At 57.0% G+C, this 19,894-nt stretch carries 19 protein-coding genes; 8 read left to right on the top strand and 11 right to left on the bottom strand.

Features of this window, described 5'->3' with window-relative positions:
- The first annotated feature begins 16 nt into the window (after positions 1-16).
- The 3 genes from AC1MEA_RS24675 to AC1MEA_RS24685 all read left to right on the top strand — a co-directional run bounded on the left by AC1MEA_RS24675 (position 17) and on the right by AC1MEA_RS24685 (position 2,121).
- Complete coding sequence (locus tag AC1MEA_RS24675) at positions 17-781, top strand: ABC transporter ATP-binding protein (protein WP_219060617.1); 765 nt, start codon at positions 17-19, stop codon at positions 779-781.
- A gap of 132 nt (positions 782-913) precedes the next feature.
- Complete coding sequence (locus tag AC1MEA_RS24680) at positions 914-1,144, top strand: hypothetical protein (RefSeq protein WP_219060616.1); 231 nt, start codon at positions 914-916, stop codon at positions 1,142-1,144.
- A gap of 554 nt (positions 1,145-1,698) precedes the next feature.
- Positions 1,699-2,121 carry a glycine zipper domain-containing protein gene (locus AC1MEA_RS24685; RefSeq protein WP_219060615.1) on the top strand — a complete coding sequence of 141 codons (423 nt, stop codon included), beginning with the start codon at positions 1,699-1,701 and terminating at the stop codon, positions 2,119-2,121.
- Between the two features lie 175 nt (positions 2,122-2,296).
- Here AC1MEA_RS24685 and AC1MEA_RS24690 read toward each other — a convergent pair whose 3' ends face one another.
- Complete coding sequence (locus AC1MEA_RS24690) at positions 2,297-2,791, bottom strand: hypothetical protein (RefSeq protein ID WP_449635544.1); 495 nt, start codon at positions 2,789-2,791, stop codon at positions 2,297-2,299.
- A gap of 227 nt (positions 2,792-3,018) precedes the next feature.
- Between AC1MEA_RS24690 and AC1MEA_RS24695 the strand changes: the two genes are divergently transcribed.
- The 4 genes from AC1MEA_RS24695 to AC1MEA_RS24710 all read left to right on the top strand — a co-directional run bounded on the left by AC1MEA_RS24695 (position 3,019) and on the right by AC1MEA_RS24710 (position 6,198).
- Positions 3,019-3,312, top strand: a complete 294-nt coding sequence (locus tag AC1MEA_RS24695; RefSeq protein ID WP_219060613.1) for a DUF6388 family protein — start codon at positions 3,019-3,021, stop codon at positions 3,310-3,312.
- 194 nt (positions 3,313-3,506) lie between these two features.
- Positions 3,507-4,199 (top strand): crotonase/enoyl-CoA hydratase family protein, encoded by a 693-nt coding sequence (locus AC1MEA_RS24700; protein ID WP_449633241.1) that lies wholly within the window; start codon positions 3,507-3,509, stop codon positions 4,197-4,199.
- 185 nt (positions 4,200-4,384) lie between these two features.
- Positions 4,385-5,110, top strand: coding sequence for a 1-acylglycerol-3-phosphate O-acyltransferase (locus tag AC1MEA_RS24705; RefSeq protein WP_480417653.1), 726 nt, complete (start codon positions 4,385-4,387; stop codon positions 5,108-5,110).
- 116 nt (positions 5,111-5,226) lie between these two features.
- Positions 5,227-6,198 carry a magnesium and cobalt transport protein CorA gene (locus AC1MEA_RS24710; RefSeq protein WP_480417654.1) on the top strand — a complete coding sequence of 324 codons (972 nt, stop codon included), beginning with the start codon at positions 5,227-5,229 and terminating at the stop codon, positions 6,196-6,198.
- A gap of 40 nt (positions 6,199-6,238) precedes the next feature.
- Here AC1MEA_RS24710 and AC1MEA_RS24715 read toward each other — a convergent pair whose 3' ends face one another.
- The 3 genes from AC1MEA_RS24715 to AC1MEA_RS24725 form a co-directional block, all read right to left on the bottom strand.
- Positions 6,239-6,967 (bottom strand): amidotransferase, encoded by a 729-nt coding sequence (locus AC1MEA_RS24715; RefSeq protein ID WP_480417655.1) that lies wholly within the window; start codon positions 6,965-6,967, stop codon positions 6,239-6,241.
- A gap of 113 nt (positions 6,968-7,080) precedes the next feature.
- On the bottom strand, positions 7,081-9,225 hold the full coding sequence (locus tag AC1MEA_RS24720) for a 3-hydroxyacyl-CoA dehydrogenase NAD-binding domain-containing protein (RefSeq protein ID WP_480918216.1): 2,145 nt from the start codon (positions 9,223-9,225) through the stop codon (positions 7,081-7,083).
- 43 nt (positions 9,226-9,268) lie between these two features.
- Positions 9,269-10,474: an acetyl-CoA C-acetyltransferase gene (locus AC1MEA_RS24725; protein WP_480417656.1), complete on the bottom strand. Its 1,206-nt coding sequence runs from the start codon at positions 10,472-10,474 to the stop codon at positions 9,269-9,271.
- Positions 10,475-11,099: 625 nt separating this feature from the next.
- Between AC1MEA_RS24725 and AC1MEA_RS24730 the strand changes: the two genes are divergently transcribed.
- Positions 11,100-11,933, top strand: a complete 834-nt coding sequence (locus AC1MEA_RS24730; RefSeq protein ID WP_480417657.1) for a cytochrome c — start codon at positions 11,100-11,102, stop codon at positions 11,931-11,933.
- A gap of 60 nt (positions 11,934-11,993) precedes the next feature.
- Here the strand turns inward: AC1MEA_RS24730 and AC1MEA_RS24735 are convergent, their stop codons facing one another.
- From AC1MEA_RS24735 to speE, 7 genes are all read right to left on the bottom strand, one after another.
- Positions 11,994-12,791 carry a transglutaminase family protein gene (locus AC1MEA_RS24735; RefSeq protein ID WP_219060605.1) on the bottom strand — a complete coding sequence of 266 codons (798 nt, stop codon included), beginning with the start codon at positions 12,789-12,791 and terminating at the stop codon, positions 11,994-11,996.
- Positions 12,788-13,747, bottom strand: coding sequence for an alpha-E domain-containing protein (locus AC1MEA_RS24740; protein ID WP_219060604.1), 960 nt, complete (start codon positions 13,745-13,747; stop codon positions 12,788-12,790). Before AC1MEA_RS24740 ends, AC1MEA_RS24735 begins: the two co-directional genes overlap by 4 nt.
- Positions 13,748-13,759: 12 nt before the next feature.
- Entirely contained in the window at positions 13,760-15,169 is a 1,410-nt protein-coding gene (locus AC1MEA_RS24745) for a circularly permuted type 2 ATP-grasp protein (RefSeq protein WP_219060603.1), read from the bottom strand.
- A 329-nt stretch (positions 15,170-15,498) separates the two neighbouring features.
- Entirely contained in the window at positions 15,499-15,837 is a 339-nt protein-coding gene (locus AC1MEA_RS24750; protein WP_219060602.1) for a ribonuclease E inhibitor RraB, read from the bottom strand.
- A 250-nt stretch (positions 15,838-16,087) separates the two neighbouring features.
- Positions 16,088-16,324, bottom strand: a complete 237-nt coding sequence (locus AC1MEA_RS24755) for a hypothetical protein (protein WP_480417658.1) — start codon at positions 16,322-16,324, stop codon at positions 16,088-16,090.
- A gap of 139 nt (positions 16,325-16,463) precedes the next feature.
- Positions 16,464-18,551: an LTA synthase family protein gene (locus tag AC1MEA_RS24760; protein WP_219060600.1), complete on the bottom strand. Its 2,088-nt coding sequence runs from the start codon at positions 18,549-18,551 to the stop codon at positions 16,464-16,466.
- Between the two features lie 380 nt (positions 18,552-18,931).
- A complete protein-coding gene (speE, locus tag AC1MEA_RS24765) occupies positions 18,932-19,792 on the bottom strand; it encodes a polyamine aminopropyltransferase (protein WP_219060599.1) in 861 nt (286 codons plus the stop codon).
- Positions 19,793-19,894: the final 102 nt, after the last annotated feature.

Genomic DNA, 19,894 nt, shown 5'->3' on the forward strand with positions numbered 1-19,894 from the left:
GAGGATGCTTGCACACATGTACAAACTGACCATTGACGGCCTGCATAAAAGTTACGGCAGCCACGAAGTACTCAAAGGCGTGTCGCTGAAAGCCAAAACCGGTGATGTGATCAGCCTGATCGGCGCCAGCGGTTCGGGCAAGAGCACGTTTCTACGGTGTATCAACTTTCTCGAAACACCCAACAGCGGCAACATGAGCCTGGACGACCAGCAGATTCGCATGATCAGTGATCGACACGGCATGCGCGTCGCCGACGACGCTGAACTGCAACGAATCCGCACCCGTCTGGCGATGGTGTTCCAGCACTTTAATCTGTGGAGCCACATGACCGTGCTGGAGAACATCACCATGGCCCCGCGCCGAGTGCTGGGGGTCAGCAAAAAGGATGCAGAGGATCGGGCGCGACGCTATCTCGACAAGGTTGGCCTGCCGTCCCGTGTCGCCGATCAATATCCGGCGTTTCTCTCTGGCGGTCAGCAACAGCGCGTCGCCATCGCCCGGGCCTTGGCCATGGAGCCGGAGGTCATGCTGTTCGACGAGCCCACCTCGGCGCTCGACCCGGAATTGGTTGGCGAAGTGCTCAAGGTCATTCAGGGGCTGGCCGAAGAGGGCCGCACCATGATCATGGTCACCCACGAAATGAGCTTCGCTCGCAAAGTGTCAAACCAGGTGCTGTTTCTGCATCAAGGGCTGGTCGAAGAACAGGGAGCACCCGAGGACGTACTGGGCAACCCCCAAAGCGAGCGGCTGCGGCAGTTTCTCAGCGGCAATCTGAAGTAAGCCCCGCCCTCCGCACACTACCTTTGAGCGACTGGCACGTTGCTCAAAGGGCTGATCAAGGACAGGGTCACTGGATTCGACCGGCACCCAATCAAATTTGCTAGGCTCAGCCTTCTATACAGGAGGCCACCCATGACTCTCGAAGAAATGAACATTCCTCTACCGATCAAAATTCAGGCCGCCGACATCATCACGCGCATTGAACAGTCGACTGGAATTATCGATGCGACGATGGCTGGAGGGATCGCTGAAGGCTTTGTCCTGGGTATCGTCTGCCTCAAGGCAATGCAGCCCAAGGATATCGATCAGCTGGAAACGCTGTTCAGTCAGGCCAGTGACCGGAAGATGGCGGGGTTGAAATAGCCGCTTCTGTCCGTGGACGGTGGGGGGCTGCCACACTTTCATGCGTACTCTGTCAATCAGCCAGGCACGCGTTCCTCACACGCCACTGGAATGCATCAAGACCGCGCGGGGGAAATGCGAGTTTCAGATGGCTTCACTCCATGGTGGGCACTTAACACACTCCAGGAGATATCTCCCTGATCCGACGCAGACAGCCAAGTGACCATGCCCCATACCAGGCCCAGCCAAAGCACTCCCAAAACCATCAACATCCTTATGAAGGCTCGCGTGGTCATGATGGCAACCCGTTTGAATGATACTCATCATGCATCAGTCTCCTTCTAACCGTTCAACTTTGTTCAAATAAGTTTCATTCCTGCAAATAGCCTGTATGCGTCGAACAGAGGACGACATGCATAGAGACGATGGACGACCCGCCAATCCTGTATCGTGTCAACGCTCTGCGCGAGACACTGTATTGCCTCGTCATCTAGTCCGGCTCAGCGCCGGGCTTTTTCATTGTTTGCCTACTGCACTAACCCACAACGTTGTACCTATCTTTTGAGGTTGAAATCATGCGTTTGACACTGCCCGTACTAGTTTTAGGGCTTCTTGCTGCTCAAGGTGCCATGGCTGCCGGAGATGGCACTGCTGCTATTGGTGGCGGGCTTGGCGGCGCGCTGGGAAATGTCATCGGTCAACAGATGGGCGGAAGCACTGGGGCGGCGGTTGGAGCAGGTGTCGGCGGTGCGGCAGGCAGTGCTGTAGGCGCTAAAAGAGGCAACAAAACCGAAGCGGCCATTGGCGGCGGTATCGGTTCGGCGGGTGGCTCGATAATCGGCAACAAGCTCGGCGGCACGACCGGATCAACCATCGGTGCAGGCCTCGGCGGTGCGGCAGGCGGAGCCCTTGGCAACAACATGGCCGATGACGGCGGCAATAATCGATCCGACGGGAAAAGACACGGCCACAAGCGCAACAAGCATAAACACGACTGAGTCGTTTTTGATTGATCGCGCGCGACGCCTGATCTGTCGACGCGCTCGCTATAGCCCGGCCCAGCGCCGGGCTTTTTCATTCTGCCCCGGCGTATAGCCCTGAAGCACCCACCGACGAGGGCGAGGCGGAACCTGACTGAAAGGCCTGATGGTGAGCTGGCCGGCTTTTTTGGCGCTATTCCTGCCCTAACGAATAGAGCAGGGAAAGCCCCAAATGCAGGATTGCGTCGTCTGACCGGTTTGAAAGCGAAGCCCTCAGGCTGATCAGTTCACCCCCTTCATCTCCGGGATGGACCAGGCCTTGCAGGGTGATACGCAGTGCCCACACTTGATGCCAAAACGGCTCATCCTCAGGGTCGTTGTTCAGCTTTTGAATCACATACTTCCCGTACAACCCGGTTTCACGGGTGAACACCCTGAAATGGGCTCTGGCTACGCCGAACGGCGACTCGATATGCCAGGCAGTGCCATCCCCAAGAATTTCGAAGGTCACCCCCAGTGTCTGTCTGGAGTGGTCGTCATCGAAAAGCGCCTTCAGCCTCGCCGTCAACCTGGCAGCATATTTTTTTAGCTGGGCTGACTCTTCCACAGCGGATGTGACTGTGGCCCAGTGTTCTTCGGGTATCGACAGGTATCTCATGGCAACCTCCGGCGCTGCTTGAACGCTCACTGTGCACCTTCCTTGTATCAACTTGGCAGCCGCCCTAAAGCCCCATACTCGCCGCAGGGTTGGACGCTGCCCGTCCATTCCAATACTAGGCCAAGAAGTGATCATGGATCGGGATCCATGGTTCAGAAGTTGATCCTCACTCAGTACGACGACCGAGAGTCGTTTCCGGTGTAACCTAACGCCGGTTGTCGCATAGCTCGACGTTAATCTGCCAGAGGAGACGAAGCATGAACGCATTAGAGTGGAACGAAGTCGCGCTGGCGAAATTTCTCGCTACCAACTCTTTCTTGCAGGAAGAGATCGAAAACCTGAGCCCCGAGGAACAAAAGCAACAGACCCATTGGGCCTTCGAGGACGAGGCGGAGTCTCAAGGTATCGAGCCTTGGGAGCTGGCGTTGCAACTGGTTGCAGAGTCGCCTGAACAACTTAAGACAATGCGCCTTGAAGCCCATAAACAAGTCGCCGAAACACTCGGCATGAACTGGGCGGAGTACTGCGAGCTGAACGATATCGAGGAGTGATGAGCCTCAAGGTGATCCATCGTTGAAAAAACGTGTTGCCGCACGCGCACTACTGACCGTTGCGGCAGCGCGTTTTATCCAGTGATTCGGCGCTGAGGCAGGCTCAAATCCTGACTCACCAGTCATCCATAGCGCTTTACCTTGGCGTCGCGGGTGGGTAACGTCTGCCCCACTTAAACACAAGGAATCGCGTCATGAGTGATCTGATCTCGTACCACCTGGAAGACGGTATTGCCACGCTGACCTTGAGCAATGGCAAGGTCAATGCTATTTCCCCGGAGGTGATCGCAGCGTTCAACTCGGCGCTGGATCAGGCCGAACAGGATCGCGCGGTGGTGATCATTACCGGGCAGCCGGGGATTCTTTCGGGCGGCTATGACCTCAAGGTGATGACGTCCGGCCCTGAGAATGCAATCAGCCTGGTCACCGCCGGTTCGACTCTTGCTCGCCGGCTTTTAGCGCACCCGTTCCCGGTGGTGGTTGCCTGCCCTGGGCACGCGGTGGCCAAAGGCGCATTTTTGCTCTTGTCGGTGGATTACCGGATTGGCGTGGACGGTCCGTTCAGCATCGGCTTGAACGAAGTACAGATCGGCATGACCATGCACCATGCCGGGATCGAATTGGCGCGTGATCGCCTGAGCAAATCGGCCTTCCATCGGTCGGTGATCAACGCCGAGATGTTCAATCCAAAAGGCGCTCTGGATGCAGGTTTCCTCGACAAGGTTGTCAGCGCCGAAGAGCTGCAAAGCGCCGCACGCACAGCGGCCTTGCAACTGAAGAAACTCAACATGGTCGCGCACAAGAACACCAAGCTGAAAGTGCGCAAGGCGCTGCTTGAGGCTCTCGACCAGTCCATCGTGCTGGATCAACAACACTCAGTGATTTGATCTTTAATCGGTTGAAAAAGCCTGATTTTTTACGCAGGCTTTTCAACCAACCGCTCTAGCGCAAGCCTGTCCCGGCACAAGAAATATCTCCTCAAACAATCACCCCTGAGTAGCCCCGCTCGGCAATTGCCGTCCCCAGTGCACATCCGTACACTGCGCCACCTTTTGTCTTGGTGGGCCAGTTGATGCTGTTGGTGTTTCGCATGTTGTTAATGGGCCTGCACTTTATTGCAGCGGGTGTACTGGGCGTGTTGTTAGGGCTGTGCCGTCCGTTCAATCCGGACAACAGTCGTTTATGCGCGCGCATTTACGCCCGGCCTGCGATGTGTATTTTACGTTTGCGCCTGAAGGCCGAAATGGGCCCGTTGCTCAAGCAATCGCAACCGTGCGTGATCATCGCCAATCATCAGTCGAACTACGACCTGTTTGTCCTCGGCAATGTGGTCCCTCCACGCACCGTTTGTATCGGCAAAAAAAGCCTGAAATGGGTGCCATTGTTTGGTCAGTTGTTTTGGTTGGCGGGCAATGTCCTGATTGATCGCGGCAACGCCCACAAAGCCCGGCAGTCGATGTTGACCACGACCGACACCTTGCAGCACAAAGACACCTCTATATGGGTCTTCCCGGAGGGCACGCGCAACCTCGGAGAAGACTTGCTGCCGTTCAAAAAGGGTGCATTCCAAATGGCGATCGCTGCCGGAGTGCCTATCGTGCAGGTATGCGTCAGCAGCTACATCAAACACATGCAACTCAATCGCTGGCGCGCGACCCGAATAATGATTCGCTCATTGCCCGCCATCCCGACCGTAGGCTTGAGCCTGGATGACGTGCCCATACTGATGGCCCGCTGCCGCGAGCAGATGCAAACCTGTATCGCCGCCATGGACAAACAATTGCTCGAGGCCCGTTGAGTCGGGCCTTTTATTGCCCGCGAACCCGCACGATATTGCTGACTCTGACCAGGCAGACCACGTTAAGCTAAGCGCTACGTGCCACTGCCATCCAAAAAAGAAGAAGCGATACCACTATGGGCCGAGTCGTTGCTGCCGCGGTTTACAGCGCCGGAAAAAAAGTCACCAACATTACCCTGGACGAGGGTGCCGCATGGGCTGCGAAGCCCGGACATTTCGTCTGGATTGGCCTGGAACAACCCAATGCCGAGGAACTGACCAATCTACAACGTCAGTTCAATTTGCATGAACTGGCCATCGAAGATGCACTTGAGACACACAGCCGACCGAAGCTCGAAACCTTTGGCGATGCATTATTCATCGTCACGTATTCCCCTGTCCGCGAAAACGGCAAGCTCGAATTCATCGAGACGCATATCTTCGCTGGCAAGGGCTACATCATCACCGCCCGTAACGGCCATTCGAAGTCGTACGGGCTGGTGCGCCAGCGCTGTGAAGCGCGGCCGTTGCTGCTCGAGCATGGTGAAGATTTCGTGCTGTATGCGCTCCTCGACTTCGTCACAGAGTGCTATCAACCCGTTACCGAGGCTATCCACGGCGAACTCGACGCACTCGAACACGGTGTGCTGAGCGGCGCGATGAACGAAGTCGATATTCAGCGCATTCACAGTCTGCGCCGCGATCTGCTGCGGTTACGCAGGTACGTGGCGCCCATGGTGGAGATTGGTGAAGAACTGCAAAAACTGAGCTTCCCGTTTATCGACAAGAACATGCGCCCGTACTTTCGCGACGTGGAAATTCACGTCACCCGGCAAATGGAAGATTTGGCCAACCTGCGCGACATCGCCAGCCAGACCATCGAAATCGGTCTATTGCTGGAGTCCTCGCGGCAAAGCATCGTGCAGCGCAAGTTCGCAGCCTGGGCGGCGATTTTGGCGTTTCCGACGGCGGTTGCGGGGATCTACGGGATGAACTTCCAGAACATGCCGGAACTCGGTTGGCATTACGGCTATTTCGCGGTGCTCGGGTTTATCTCGACGGGTTGCGTGGGGTTATATGCCAGCTTCAAGCGCTCGGGATGGTTGTAGCGCACCTGCTCGACAGCAACAGAGCAGGTGCGATTACCTCTCAATCCACCTGTGTTTCAGGCTTGTGCGCCACAAAACGCATCATCCATTCGGCCACTGTCGTGCCGTGGTGGTCGTGTTCCAGGCTGGCGATGCCGCTGTTGTAGATCTGCTCACCCAGGTGCTGCTGGCGGATTTCCAGCAAGGTGCGAGAGTAATCGTGGATGAACTCCGGGTGACCCTGGAAGCACAGCACTTGATCATTGATGTGGAACGCGGCGAACGGGCAGAATTCGCTGAAGGCGATTACGGTAGCGCTTTCCGGGAGTACCGTGACTTGATCCTGATGGCTGATGAGCAACGTCAGTTCGTCGATAGCCGGACTCATCCACGGTGTCGCCGGGGCCAATTTATAACGGTGCGTACCAACGCCCCAGCCTTGGTGGGCACGTTCGCTTTTGCCACCCAACAGCAGCGCCAACAATTGATGGCCGAAGCAGATACCCAGCAGCTTGTCGCCTTGCTCGAACCGCTGCAGCAGGTAGGTTTTCAGGGTTTGAATCCATGGGTCGCTGCCGAATGAGTCGGCTTTGCTGCCGGTGATCAGATACGCGTCAAAACGCTCATCAGCAGCAGGGTAATCACCGTGCATCACGTTGTAGACGCTAAATTCTGCCGGAATCGGCTGACGCGAAAACAACCGTTCAAACATCTGCCCATAACCCTGATATTGATCGACCAACTCCGGACGCAGGACGTCGGTTTCCAGAATGCAGATGCGTAACGACATAAAAAGTACCTGACACGGTAAAGGCAATAGTGCACGGGCAAAGCCTGCCTTGAATAACCACATCAAGGCAAGTGCCCACGCACTATTCGTCCACTCCAGTTTCGCGCGTGCTCTTAAAACAATTGGTTCTGCGCAGCTTTATCCAGCAACAGCGCCGGTGGCTCGAAACGCTCACCGTACTGCTCGACCAGATACTGCGCGCGAGCAACAAAATCCTTGAGCCCGTACTGGTTGATGAATTGCAGCGCGCCACCGCTCCAGGCGGCAAAGCCGATGCCGAAGATCGACCCAATGTTGGCGTCGGCGGTGGACAACAGCACGCCCTCCTCCAGGCAACGCACGGTTTCGATGGCCTGAATGAACAGCAAGCGATCGCGCACATCCTGCGCGGCAATCTGCCCATCGTTTTTTTCGAAGCGTAATTTCAGTTCCGGCCACAAATGCTTGGGCGCGCCTTGTGGGTAGTCATAAAATCCACCGCCTGCGGCCTTGCCTGGGCGTTTGTACTCATTGAGCATCAGGTCGACCACCGCGAACGAAGGGTGTTGCGGCACGGGTTTACCCTCGGCCTCAAGATCCTTGCGCGCCTGTTGGCGAATGTGGCTCATCAGGCTCAACGACACTTCATCGGACACTGCCAGCGGCCCTACGGGCATACCGGCCTTGCGCGCTTCGGTTTCAATCATCGCCGCCGATACGCCTTCGCCAAGCATGGCAATGCCTTCATTGGTAAAGGTTCCGAACACCCGCGAGGTGAAGAAGCCCCGACTGTCGTTGACCACGATTGGGGTTTTCTTGATTTGCAGGACGTAATCGAAACCCCGGGCCAGGGTTTCATCGCTGGTGTTGGCACCCTTGATGATCTCCACCAGTTGCATCTTGTCCACCGGGCTGAAGAAATGCAGGCCGATAAACCGGTTCTCTTGCACAATCGCCTTCGCCAGGCCGCTGATAGGCAAGGTCGAGGTATTGGACGCCATGACAGCGTCACGCAAGGCAACCCGTTCCGCTGCCGCCGTGACAGTGCCTTTGAGCGCACGGTCCTCGAACACGGCTTCGATGATCAGGTCACAACCGTGCAGATCGGCATCCAGTTCCGTGGGCAGGATGCGGGCCAGAATCACATCCCGCTGCTCGGCGGTCATTCGCCCACTGGAGACCTTCTTGTCCAGCAATGTGGCAGAATGGCTTTTGCCCTTCTCAGCAGCGGCCTGACTGACGTCTTTGAGTACCACCTCGATACCTGCCGACGCGCTCACGTAAGCAATGCCCGCGCCCATCATGCCGGCGCCTAACACGCCAACTTTTTTGGTCTGATTAACCGGAATACCTGTGGGGCGTGATCCACCGGCATTGATTTCATTGAGCTGAAACCAGAAGGTGCCGATCATGTTTTTCGCGACCTGACCGGTGGTGAGTTCGGTGAAGTAGCGTGTTTCGATGATCTGCGCCGTATCGAAATCCACCTGTGCGCCTTCTACAGCAGCACACAGAATTTTCTCAGGTGCAGGGAAACATCCCTGAGTACGGCTTTGCAGGATCGCCGGCGCAATGGCGAGCATTTGCGCGACTTTCGGGTGTGAGGGCGTGCCACCGGGTATCTGGTACCCGGCCACATCCCAAGGTTGCTTCGCGGACGGATTGGCGACGATCCACGCGCGGGCCTTGGCCAGCATGTCGTCGCGGTCGCTGGCGATCTGGTCAATCAGGCCTGCTTGCAGTGCCTGTTGCGGACCGATTTTTTTACCTTCAAGCAAATATGGCAGGGCTTTTTCCAGACCGAGCATGCGCACCATCCGCACGACCCCGCCGCCCCCCGGCAGGAGGCCGAGGGTGACTTCCGGCAGGCCGATCTGAACACTGTTGCTGTCCAGGGCAATGCGATGATGGCAAGCCAGGCAGATCTCCCAACCGCCGCCCAGCGCGGCACCATTAATGGCGGCCACCACCGGCTTGCCCAAGGTTTCGAGCGTGCGCAGCTGCGCCTTCAGGTCCAGGACCATCTCGTAGAACCACTGCGCACGGGCCTTGTCGACCTGGATCAGTTCGTTGAGGTCGCCACCGGCGAAAAAGGTTTTCTTCGCAGAGGTGATGACCACCCCGGCAATCGTGTCTTTCTCGGCGTTCAGTCGGGTGACGATGCTGGCCATTGCATCGCGGTACACCGCGTTCATGGTGTTGGCGGTCTGGCCGGGCATATCGATGGTCAGGACGACAATCTGATCCTGGCCCTTCTCATAATGGATGGCGTCAGTCATGGCGGAGGTCATAGAGAAATCCTGGTGAAGTCGGGAGACAGGCTTAATAACGTTCGATGATGGTGGCAATGCCCATGCCGCCGCCGACACACAGTGTCGCCAGGCCATAGCGCAGTTGGCGAGCTTCCAGCTCATCGAGCAGCGTGCCGAGGATCGCGCACCCCGTTGCTCCCAGCGGGTGGCCCATGGCGATGGAGCCGCCATTGACGTTGACCTTGTCGGCGCTGATGTCCATGTCTTTGATGAACTTGAGCACCACAGAGGCGAACGCTTCGTTGACTTCGAACAGGTCGATATCCTCGACCTTCAATCCGGCGCGACCCAAGGCCTTGCGAGTCGCTGGCGCGGGACCGGTAAGCATGATGGTCGGGTCGGCACTGGTCACCGCAGTCGCGACGATGCGTGCTCGAGGGCGCAGACCCAACGCCAGGCCCTTGGCTGCGGAACCGATAAGCATGGCTGCCGCACCATCAACGATCCCGGAGCTATTGCCGGGGGTATGAACATGGTTGATACGCTCGACATGGCTGTAGACGCGGAGCGCGGTGGCATCGAATCCCATCTGGCCGATCATTTCGAAGCTCGACTTGAGCTTGCCCAGCCCTTCCAGGGTCGAGTCGGCGCGAATGAACTCATCGTGATCAAGCAGCAGCGTGCCGTTCTGGTCTCTTACCGGCACCAGGGATTTGTTGAACGAGCCATCGGCGCGAGCACGGGCGGCTTTTTGCTGTGAGTACAAGGCATAAGCATCGACATCGCCGCGACTGAAGCCTTCCATCGTCGCAATCAAGTCGGCACCGATCCCTTGCGGGGTGAAATGGCAGTGCATGTTGGTCTGCGGGTCCAACGCCCAGGCACCGCCGTCGCTGCCCATCGGTACGCGTGACATCGACTCGACCCCGCCCACCACCACAAGGTTTTCAAAGCCAGAGCGAATTTTCATCGCGCCCAGGTTGACCGCTTCCAGGCCCGAGGCGCAAAACCGGTTGATCTGCACCCCCGCCACGCTGACGTCCCAATCGGCGACCAGTGCAGCCGTCTTGGCAATATCCGCGCCCTGATCCCCCACCGGCGTTACGCACCCCAGAACAATGTCATCGACCTGACGGGTGTCCAGTTGGTTGCGTTGCTGCAGGGCAACCAGCAACCCGGCCATCAAGTTCACCGGCTTGACACTGTACAGCCCACCACCCGGCTTGCCTTTGCCACGGGGCGTGCGTACCGCATCGAAAATCAAAGCTTCAGTCATGAGGTCCTCGGAGCGCGGTGGAAAGTGGATTCCTGTACCGACACCTTAAACGTCACCCGAGCTGATTCAATGACCGAAGCGCTCATTAGCCTTGACCGCCTCGCTCAGACGAACGGTAGCTGACTAACAAACCTGTATCACAGGCATTCAAAGCGTCTAGCAGAGGCGGTATTCGGAAGCTGGCGATGAGCCTTAGTACGTTTAATCAATATCGTTTTTGAAGTGATACGAAATTGATCTAAGCCATACGTGACGCGGGTCCTAAGGTTAACCCTGTAACAGGCGGACGCCAAAAAAATACAGTAGGCGTCTGAGTTGCCGGGTCTGCCGGGACACCTGTTCGCGTGTATCACCTTTGCCAGCTGCCCGGTTCATGCATTAGGAAATCGGAGAGCTTTAGTAGCTCAGGAATAACAACAAAAGGCAGTCAGCCATGTTTAAACATTCGAAAGTTCGTCAGGCGGGGCTTATTGTGTTCGCCACTACCCTTTTATTGATTGTGCCGAACATGACCCGTCTGTTCGGTTGAGCGTGTCTTTGCCCTGCCAACGCAAGGTGTTCGATACGCTGTCGAGTAAAGCGCATCTGTGCCAATCTTCCAGCCTGAATTGATGGAGATGGGTTTATGCGTCAGTGGTTAGCGTTCATACCGTTGTTCTGCTGCTTTGCTATCAGTCACGTGGGCGTCGTTCAAGCCGCTCAATTGATCGTCGAACTCCCAGACGGGGTCCATATTTGGGACACCGCACAGTTGCTGAAGCATCCGCAGGCGCAACAGATCCAAATCACCGAGGATGTTTCCTACAAACGCGCCATGACCTATCGCGCAGTGCCAATGGCGGCGTTGCTTGGGGGCATTACTGCAAAGGATCATCTTCAGGCCGTGGCCACGGATGGATTTGCCGCCGAGATGCCGGCCGGGCCTTTGCTTGAGAGCACTGGCGCACGCGCGTGGCTGGCCATCGAAGACCCGACAGCCCCGTGGCCCACGCTGGGCGAAAACCAGCAAAGCCCCGGTCCGTTTTATCTGGTGTGGACCGAACCGAAAGCCGGCAACATCAGCCCCGAACAATGGCCCTTCGCGGTCAATAAAGTCCGAATATTAGCGTCCGTGGCTGAACGCTTCCCAATGATGCTGCCGGACCGGGCATTGGCTGCCAATGATCCGATCAATCAAGGGTTTGCGCTGTTTCAGAAAAACTGCCTTGCCTGCCATCGCCTCAACGGTGCTGGCGACTCGCAACTAGGTCCTGACCTGAATCAGCCGCACAGCCCCATTGAGTACTTCGCGGGGGACTACCTCAAACGCTACATCCGTGACCCGCAAAGCCTGCGCCAATGGCCACAGGCAAAAATGCCCGCCATCTCGACAGCGGTGCTGTCCGATGGTGAGCTGGATCAACTGATTGGGTATCTCAGGCACATGGCGCAACGCAGAACGGCGGCATCCACGCTGTAGGCGCTGACGTACTGGCGAAGAAGCTGACGCGGTGTGGCTGGCACACCGCGCTCAGGGTGGTTACTGCTGCTGCACCAGCAACATCGGCGAGACGAACACTTTGGCGTGCATCTGCTCGCAGCCACCGCCGCGACGCATACCCCGTACCGGGCAGGCGTCGAGGTAATCCAGGCCCACCGCCAGCTTGAGGTGACGCTCAGGCCGGGACAGTTGATTGGTCACATCGAAGCTGTACCAGGCGTCGTCGATCCAGGCTTCCGCCCAGGCATGACTGGCCAGGTGCTCGCTGTTTTCGCTGTAGAGATAACCTGACACATAACGCGCTGGCACCCCCAGGCTACGGGCGCACGCCAGGAACGCGTGGGTGTGGTCCTGGCAAACGCCTGAACGGCCGGCAAACGCTTCAGCGGCGCTGGTATCGACTTCTGTCGAACCGGGGCTGTAAGTCATGTGTTGGTTAAGACCGTGCATCAAGTCGATCAAGGCATTGCGGTCTTTGCGTGTGTGGCACTGCTTGAGCGCAAAGGCACGTATGGCTTCATCGGCTTCAGTCAGGCGGGTAAAACGCAGAAACGGCAGCGCTGACTGGCTTTCATGCTCAGCCTCCCGCTTCTCGTCGATTTCAACCTGACCACGGGCACCGATAATGATCGCTTCGTGGGGCTCATCCAGCGTCAACACATGAAGGATATTGCCGAACGGATCGATCTGCGCGCGCACCGGGCGCGGCAAGGTGAGCTGCCAGCTGAGCACATGCTGACGTTCGCTGTCGTGAGGCGTCAGACGCAAATACTGGATGCTGGCGCGGACCTGATCTTCGTAGTGATAAGTGGTCTCGTGGCTAATTGAGAGTCTCATGCAGCCTCCAGGTATGAAGTGTGGATAGCGTTACCCAATTGGGCCACTAACGGAATGAATTCATTCAGCCATTCATGCAGGCCTTCACCCAGAATTTCATCGATGCTGGTATAGCGCAGACGTGCGTCCAATTCGGCGGCCAAGCGCTGCGCCGGACGGCCATTGGCGCCCGGCAGGCTCGCGAGGATCTGATCGAGTTCTTCCAGACAGGCGCGCAACGAGCGCGGAATGTCGGCACGCAACAGCAGTAATTCGGCGACCTGACGCGCACCCGGCGCATCCCGATACAGCTCGGTGTACGCCTCGAACGACGACAAGGCGCGCAACAAGGCGCTCCACTGATAGTAGCCGTGCGCCGAACTGTCAGAGATCGCTTCGGTGTTTTTCCCGAGCACTTCGAGCATCTCGTAACGGGCGTCGAGCATGCGCAGGGTGTTATCGGCGCGCTCGATAAACGTCCCCAGACGGATAAAGCGGAACGCATCGTGACGCATGATGGTGCCGTAGGTCGCCCCCCGAAACAGGTGCGAACGCTCTTTGACCCACTCACAAAAACGGCTCATGCCGTAACGACTCAAGCCCTGTTCGGCGATACCGCGTATTTCAAGCCACGTGGCGTTGATGTTTTCCCACATGTCCGCCGTGATTCGTCCGCGCACCGCATGAGCGCTGGCCCGAGCGGCGCCCAGGCAGCTGTAAATGCTGGCCGGGTTGGTCGCATCCAGGGCGAAAAAATGCAGCAAGCGTTCGGCGTGCAACTCACCGTAGCGCTCCAGATAATCGTCCAGCGTGCCGGTAATCAACAGCGGCATGGCTATTTCATCCAGACCATCGCCGCGCCCATCCTGGGGCATCAGCGACAGCGAATAGCTGACGTCGAGCATCCGCGCGAGGTTTTCCGCTCGTTCCAGATAACGCGACATCCAATACAAATCCGAGGCAGTTCTACTTAGCATTGGCAGGCATCCTTAATCCTCAACCACCCAGGTGTCTTTGGTTCCACCGCCTTGGGACGAGTTCACCACAAGGGAGCCTTCGCGCAGGGCTACTCGGGTAAGGCCGCCCGGGACTACCCGGGTTTCACGGCCGGAAAGAACAAATGGGCGCAAGTCGATATGGCGCGGGGCGATGCCGTTCTCGACAAAGGTCGGACAGGTCGACAGGCATAAAGTGGGTTGTGCGATATACGCGTGGGGCTTGGCTTTCAGACGGGCACGGAACACTTCGATTTCAGCTGCCGAAGCCGCCGGGCCGACCAACATGCCGTAACCACCCGAGCCTTGAGTTTCCTTGACCACCAGTTCCGGCAGATGCGCCAGCACGTGGGACAACTCTTCCGGTTTGCGGCACTGCCAGGTTGGCACGTTTTGCAGAATCGGCTCTTCATCCAGATAGAAACGGATCATGTCCGTCACATAGGGATAGATCGACTTGTCGTCTGCCACGCCGGTCCCGATGGCATTGGCCAGCACCACATTGCCCGAGCGATAGGCCGAAAGCAGGCCCGGGACGCCGAGCATCGAGTCGGGGTTAAACGCCAGCGGGTCGAGAAATGCATCATCCAGGCGCCGGTAGATCACATCGACGGCTTTAGGCCCGTCAGTCGTACGCATGAAGACGCGATCATCGCGCACGAACAGATCAGCCCCTTCCACCAACTCGACACCCATCTCCCGCGCCAGAAAGGCGTGTTCGAAAAAGGCACTGTTAAAGCGTCCGGGAGTCAGGACCACCACGCTCGGATTGTCGATGGGGCTGGAGCTTTTCAGGGTGTCGAGGAGCATGTTCGGATAATGATCGATGGGCGCAATGCGCTGAGCGGCGAACAGCTCCGGGAACAGGCGCATCATCATCTTGCGATCTTCGAGCATGTAACTGACGCCGCTGGGCGTGCGCAAGTTGTCTTCGAGCACGTAGTAAGTGCCGTCGCCATCACGCACCAGATCAACACCGGAAATATGCGAATAGATATCACGGTGCAGATTCAGGCCCTGCATTGCCAACTGATATTGCTCGTTGGCCAACACCTGTTCGGCGGGAATAATCCCGGCTTTGATAATCCGTTGATCGTGATACAGGTCGGCGAGAAACATGTTCAACGCCTTGACCCGCTGAATGCAGCCGCGTTCCACAATCCGCCATTCGCTGGCCGGAATACTGCGCGGAATCGTATCGAACGGAATCAACCGCTCAGTGCCTTGGTCGTCCCCATACAGCGTGAACGTAATCCCGGCACGATGAAACAAAAGGTCGGCTTCGCGCCTGCGCTGAGCCAAAAGCTCCGGCGGCGTCTCACCCAGCCAACGGGCAAACTCCCGATAATGCGGACGGACCAGGCCGCCAGCATCGTACATCTCATCATAAAAGGTGCGGATCATGCCGTACTCCTTGTCACCACGGACACCAAGGGCCTTCGCAAGGCCCGTGCCATCGGCATAAACGCTTAAATATCAAACAGTTGGATAAATCCCCTAACGCAACCGCACCATTCCTGTGCAGTAACCGCCCCAACATATTCACCTACGCCTCATTGCGAAGCGTCCTTCAATATCACTGTCTATTACCAGCATAGCCAGAGTTGATTTCACAGGTGGGTTTTGTTTCACAACACACCCGATAGTGCCTCTAACAGTTAGAACCCACAAACTAAAACCGGCTGACAAAAGGTCAGCCGGTAAGGGGGTTAAAACGCGGACATCCTCAGGCGTTAATTAAAGCGCTTGATTTCCTGAGTCACGCCCCACCCCTCGACCTCACCGTCCAGCGGCGTAATCACCGTTTGAAAGTCTTGCTCGAAATCATCGATCCCGCCATACGTGGCGTACATCACTTTGCTCAATTGAAGATGCCATGCCCCGTCATCACGGACGCTGACCTGCGCGTTCAAGGATTCCCCACGAAACTGCCCTGCCGCTTGCCGTGCCCGTTCCTCATCCGGGAAAACGGCATAAAACTCGATGGGATGGATACGTGCGAAATCAAAACCGCCCTCTTTCATGCGGCGCAGTACGTTACTGCTGATGTCCTCTTGATAGGCTGTGCTCATGAAACGTCCTCCTATGCAACGATAGATAGAGTTTCAACACTCCCAACGCGACCCGCCGATTGGTGGTCGCTCCGCAACAGATACTCTGTCGCCAGGAGCCAAGCATGTAGCTGACAAGGCCGGATCTATCAGGTAGACCGGGCATCGACATGGAGGAAGCCAAGGCAATTCTGCTTCGGCCTCATTTGCAGAGTAACCCTATCGGCCGTCTGTGCCAAATGGCAGATCAAGCAATGGCCAAAGGTATAATTCAAGGAGTTTCAGTGACCGAGATAATTTGCACGCTGTTCAGTGCCTTCAGGGATTTTACCGTCGGCTCGGGTGCCCGGCCGTCAAGGTCGTTCAGATCAAGTTTATCGACCACGGGGTACAAAACCTCGCGCAGGTAGTCTGCCGCTGTCTCCAGATCTGGCCGTTGCTCACTGCCAAACTCAAGGCTTTGTCGGACGCCGTCTTTATCAAGATAAGTAATGGTCCACTGTTTCATCTATGTCTCCTCAGCGAAGCCGAAGAAAGCGGCTTACATAATCTGGACCCTGAAAATCCAGTATTCGTTCCACTGTTTTGGCTGCCGAGCGGACAAAAAAAGAGGCCGGTAAGGGCCTCTTTTTTAGTGCGCCGCTCGCTTAGTGCGGCTTGTTGTCGACCACGCCCGCGGTATTGTCCATCAGGCTTTTGGTTGCGGTTTGCAGGAAGCTTTCCAGCTTCAGCCTTAGCTGTGGCAAATCAGCTTGTTGAGGCATCAGCTCCGCGTGGGGCTTGGCGCCCAGCTCATATTGATACACGCGAGGTTCCATCTCTTTGGGCTCGATCAGGATGCGATCGCCGGTCACCAGCGCGACGGTCAACTCTCCTCCCGATGGTTTGATCACGCCAAAACCTTTATCGCCTTCAGGCAGGTTCAGCAAGTCACGACCCCAGCATTGGTTACGCGATTCGCCGCCCAAACGACCCATGATGGTCGGCACGATATCGATCTGGGTACCAACAATACTGCTGCGTTGACCGAATTTTTCCTGGACACCAGGACCGATCATCAACATAGGTACGTTAAAGCGCCCAAGGTCCATTTCGGTGACTTGCTGATCGTTGCCGAAGCCATGATCCCCGACAACAATGAACAGAGTGTCCTTGAAGTAAGGCTCTTTACGCGCTTTCTCGAAGAATTGCCCCAGCGCCCAGTCGGCATAACGCATGGCCGTCAAATGCTCATCCAGCGTGCCATGCCCGGTAACCCGCTCGACTGGCAACTCTGCCGGCAAAGCGTAAGGTGTGTGGTTGGACAGGGTTTGCAACAACGCATAGAAAGGCTTTCCACCCTCGCGCGCTTTCAGCTCCTGAGCGCCTCTGTCGAACATGTCCTGGTCGGACACACCCCACGTCGGATCCGAGAACACTGGATTGACGAAGTCATTACGGCCGATGAACGTGGTCATGCCCTGGTTGCTGAAGAAACCAGACTGGTTGTCCCAGGCGAAATCGCCGTTGTAGACGTAGACATCATCGTATTTGCGGGCGCTTAGAAGCTGCGGCAGACCCGACAGTTTGTGGCTGCCTTCCGGGGTCTGCATCAGGTATTCAAAGCCTGGCAGATTAGGGAAGCAGGCCATGGTCGCGAACATGCCCTGGTGGGTGTGCGTGCCATTGGAGAAGAAGCGGTCGAACAGCAGGCCTTCCTTGGACAGCTTGTCGAAGTATGGCGTGATGTTGGCATCGCTGCCCAAAGCCCCCACCGAATGACCGGCGAAGCTTTCCATCAGAATCACCACCACGTTGCGAATCGGCAGTGTTTTTTCCACTGGCGGCAAGGAGTCGCGGCGTACAACAGCCGTGTCGGGATCAACCAGCTTGTCACTCGGGGTCAGCAACATGTCGCGCACAGTCTGTTGCGCCAACGGTTGCGGCAGCGTGGCCTTCCAGATATTGGCGCGTTGATCGGACGTCAGGCTCTTGGCCGCAGCGATCAGCGATAAGGTGCCATTGAGGCCCAACTGGTTAGCGAAGTTCGAATTAGTGGTGTAAGCATCGCCCCAACGCAACGGCGGTCCCTGACGCAGGGTGCCGCGGGCGGCGACGACCGTAATCATCAGGCAGACCATCAGTACGCCGATACGCAGGTACCACGGTGCGACCGAGCGGTTGCTGCTCGTGCTGACATCAAGCTGGCGACGTGTGCGAGTCAGACGGTCCACACCCTTGAAGGCCTGGCTCAGGAGCCAGGTGGCTGCGGCCCACGCCAACAGGTAGCGCCCCACCGGAAAACCATACCAAAGCATGCTTAGTACTGTTTTCGGGTCTTCCTTGACGTACTGGAACACCAGCCCGTTCAGGCGTTGATGGAATTCACGGTAGAAGTCCATTTCCATCAGGCCGAGGAACATCGTGGCACTGGCCGCAAGCGTCAACCAGGTACGAAACAGCCAACGCACAGCCATCAGCCTGGAGCTGAACAGGACCAGCAGCATCGGGATAATCAGGTACACCGTCAGGCGCAAGTCGAAGCGCAGGCCGTTGCCCATGGCCTCGATAAACGTCGACGCCGGGGTTTCGCCAATCATTTCGCGGTTATAAACCAGCAGCGCGACTCGCAGCAGGCTGTACATCACCATCAAGACCAAACCGCTCAGCAGCGTGTAAGCCAGATGTGATTTGACGGTGGGTTGCAGCAAGCGCGACGAGGCGTGCTGATGACTCAGGGCGTCCGGTTTGGCCATGGTGTTCTAGGATCCGTTGGATTCAGGTTGAAGTTCAAATGCACGCGCGCCTCATCGTCGACGGCGGCGCCTGTAAAATATTGAGTCGCTGCCACGCTGCGACAAGGGTTGGCGCGACGGCAGGACAGATAAGCGCGCGTGATTTTCTGTGACAAGGCGTGAAAATTTCGTCGCTTGACCCTGCAGATATGTAAGCAGAGATGCCAAGAACCTGCTTGTTGGAACGTCTGGGCCTGCAGGTCAGTCACGTAATGGAGGGCATCCACTCTCCGTGAACTGACCCGGCAGTTCTGGGACGAAAGGCACTGACGTTTTGCCTGACAGTGCCCCGTCGCACCTCTATCGCCATCAACAGCACTGCTGTCAGACGGCGTAGCGACTCAGTCGTTGCTTGGCTTGTTGACTGCCTGCAAAACATACTGCGGCAATGCAAAGGCACCGATATGGATTTCAGGATTGTAATAGCGCGTCACGATACCGCTGCCGGCGAAACGCTGACGTAACGTCTCCAAAGGCAGTTTGCGGTAGTCAGTATTGGTTGCGCCCCACGCGAAGGTCATGGCGCCGCCGATGTAAGTCGGGATCGCGGCCTGGTAGAAGTGCCAGTCCGGGAACAGGCTGCGCAGGCGACCGGCGGTGGTCTGCACTTCGGTCAACTGCATGAAAGGCGTGCCGTTCTGGGTGACCAGAATGCCGCCTTCGTTCAGGCAGCGGCGGCAGGCCTCGTAGAAGTTTTCGGAGAACAACACTTCGCCCGGGCCAATCGGATCGGTGGAGTCGGAAATGATGATGTCGAACTTTTCTTCGGTGGTCGCCACGAAGCGCATACCGTCATCGATCACCAGATTCAGGCGCGAATCTTCAAAAGCGCCTTTCGAGTGGTTCGGCAAGAACTGCTTGCACATCTCGACCACGGTGCCATCGATTTCAACCATGGTGATGTGTTCGATGCTGCGATGCTTGGCAACTTCGCGCAACATGCCGCCATCGCCGCCACCAATAATCAGCACGCGTTTGGCGGCGCCGTGGGCGAGGATCGGTACGTGAGTGAGCATCTCGTGGTAGATGAACTCATCGGCTTCAGTGGTCTGGATAACGCCGTCGAGCGCCATGACCCGGCCCATGCGCGGGTTCTCGAAGATCACCAGATGTTGATGCTCGGTGCGCACTTCGTGCAGCAGTTTTTCCATACGGAAGCGCTGGCCGTAACCTTCATACAACGTCTCTTGGTAATCGCTCATGGGTAACCCCCTGGTGGATGCTGATAGCAACGGACAGTGAGCCGCTTTTAGTAAAAGCGCTGCCCCTGAGAAAGGCGGGCATTCTACGTCGCAGAAGATGAC

This window comes from Pseudomonas sp. ASL8 (assembly GCF_056680355.1).

Coding starts and splice junctions, on each gene's coding strand:
- AC1MEA_RS24745 (WP_219060603.1), bottom strand. CDS start 15,169: ATGATCCGCACCTTTTATGATGAGATGTACGATGCTGGCGGCCTGGTC.
- AC1MEA_RS24700 (WP_449633241.1), top strand. CDS start 3,507: ATGAGTGATCTGATCTCGTACCACCTGGAAGACGGTATTGCCACGCTG.
- AC1MEA_RS24735 (WP_219060605.1), bottom strand. CDS start 12,791: ATGAGACTCTCAATTAGCCACGAGACCACTTATCACTACGAAGATCAG.
- AC1MEA_RS24675 (WP_219060617.1), top strand. CDS start 17: ATGTACAAACTGACCATTGACGGCCTGCATAAAAGTTACGGCAGCCAC.
- AC1MEA_RS24755 (WP_480417658.1), bottom strand. CDS start 16,324: ATGAAACAGTGGACCATTACTTATCTTGATAAAGACGGCGTCCGACAA.
- AC1MEA_RS24730 (WP_480417657.1), top strand. CDS start 11,100: ATGCGTCAGTGGTTAGCGTTCATACCGTTGTTCTGCTGCTTTGCTATC.
- AC1MEA_RS24705 (WP_480417653.1), top strand. CDS start 4,385: ATGCTGTTGGTGTTTCGCATGTTGTTAATGGGCCTGCACTTTATTGCA.
- AC1MEA_RS24715 (WP_480417655.1), bottom strand. CDS start 6,967: ATGTCGTTACGCATCTGCATTCTGGAAACCGACGTCCTGCGTCCGGAG.
- AC1MEA_RS24720 (WP_480918216.1), bottom strand. CDS start 9,225: ATGACTGACGCCATCCATTATGAGAAGGGCCAGGATCAGATTGTCGTC.
- speE (WP_219060599.1), bottom strand. CDS start 19,792: ATGAGCGATTACCAAGAGACGTTGTATGAAGGTTACGGCCAGCGCTTC.
- AC1MEA_RS24710 (WP_480417654.1), top strand. CDS start 5,227: ATGGGCCGAGTCGTTGCTGCCGCGGTTTACAGCGCCGGAAAAAAAGTC.
- AC1MEA_RS24750 (WP_219060602.1), bottom strand. CDS start 15,837: ATGAGCACAGCCTATCAAGAGGACATCAGCAGTAACGTACTGCGCCGC.
- AC1MEA_RS24680 (WP_219060616.1), top strand. CDS start 914: ATGACTCTCGAAGAAATGAACATTCCTCTACCGATCAAAATTCAGGCC.
- AC1MEA_RS24685 (WP_219060615.1), top strand. CDS start 1,699: ATGCGTTTGACACTGCCCGTACTAGTTTTAGGGCTTCTTGCTGCTCAA.
- AC1MEA_RS24740 (WP_219060604.1), bottom strand. CDS start 13,747: ATGCTAAGTAGAACTGCCTCGGATTTGTATTGGATGTCGCGTTATCTG.
- AC1MEA_RS24725 (WP_480417656.1), bottom strand. CDS start 10,474: ATGACTGAAGCTTTGATTTTCGATGCGGTACGCACGCCCCGTGGCAAA.
- AC1MEA_RS24760 (WP_219060600.1), bottom strand. CDS start 18,551: ATGGCCAAACCGGACGCCCTGAGTCATCAGCACGCCTCGTCGCGCTTG.
- AC1MEA_RS24695 (WP_219060613.1), top strand. CDS start 3,019: ATGAACGCATTAGAGTGGAACGAAGTCGCGCTGGCGAAATTTCTCGCT.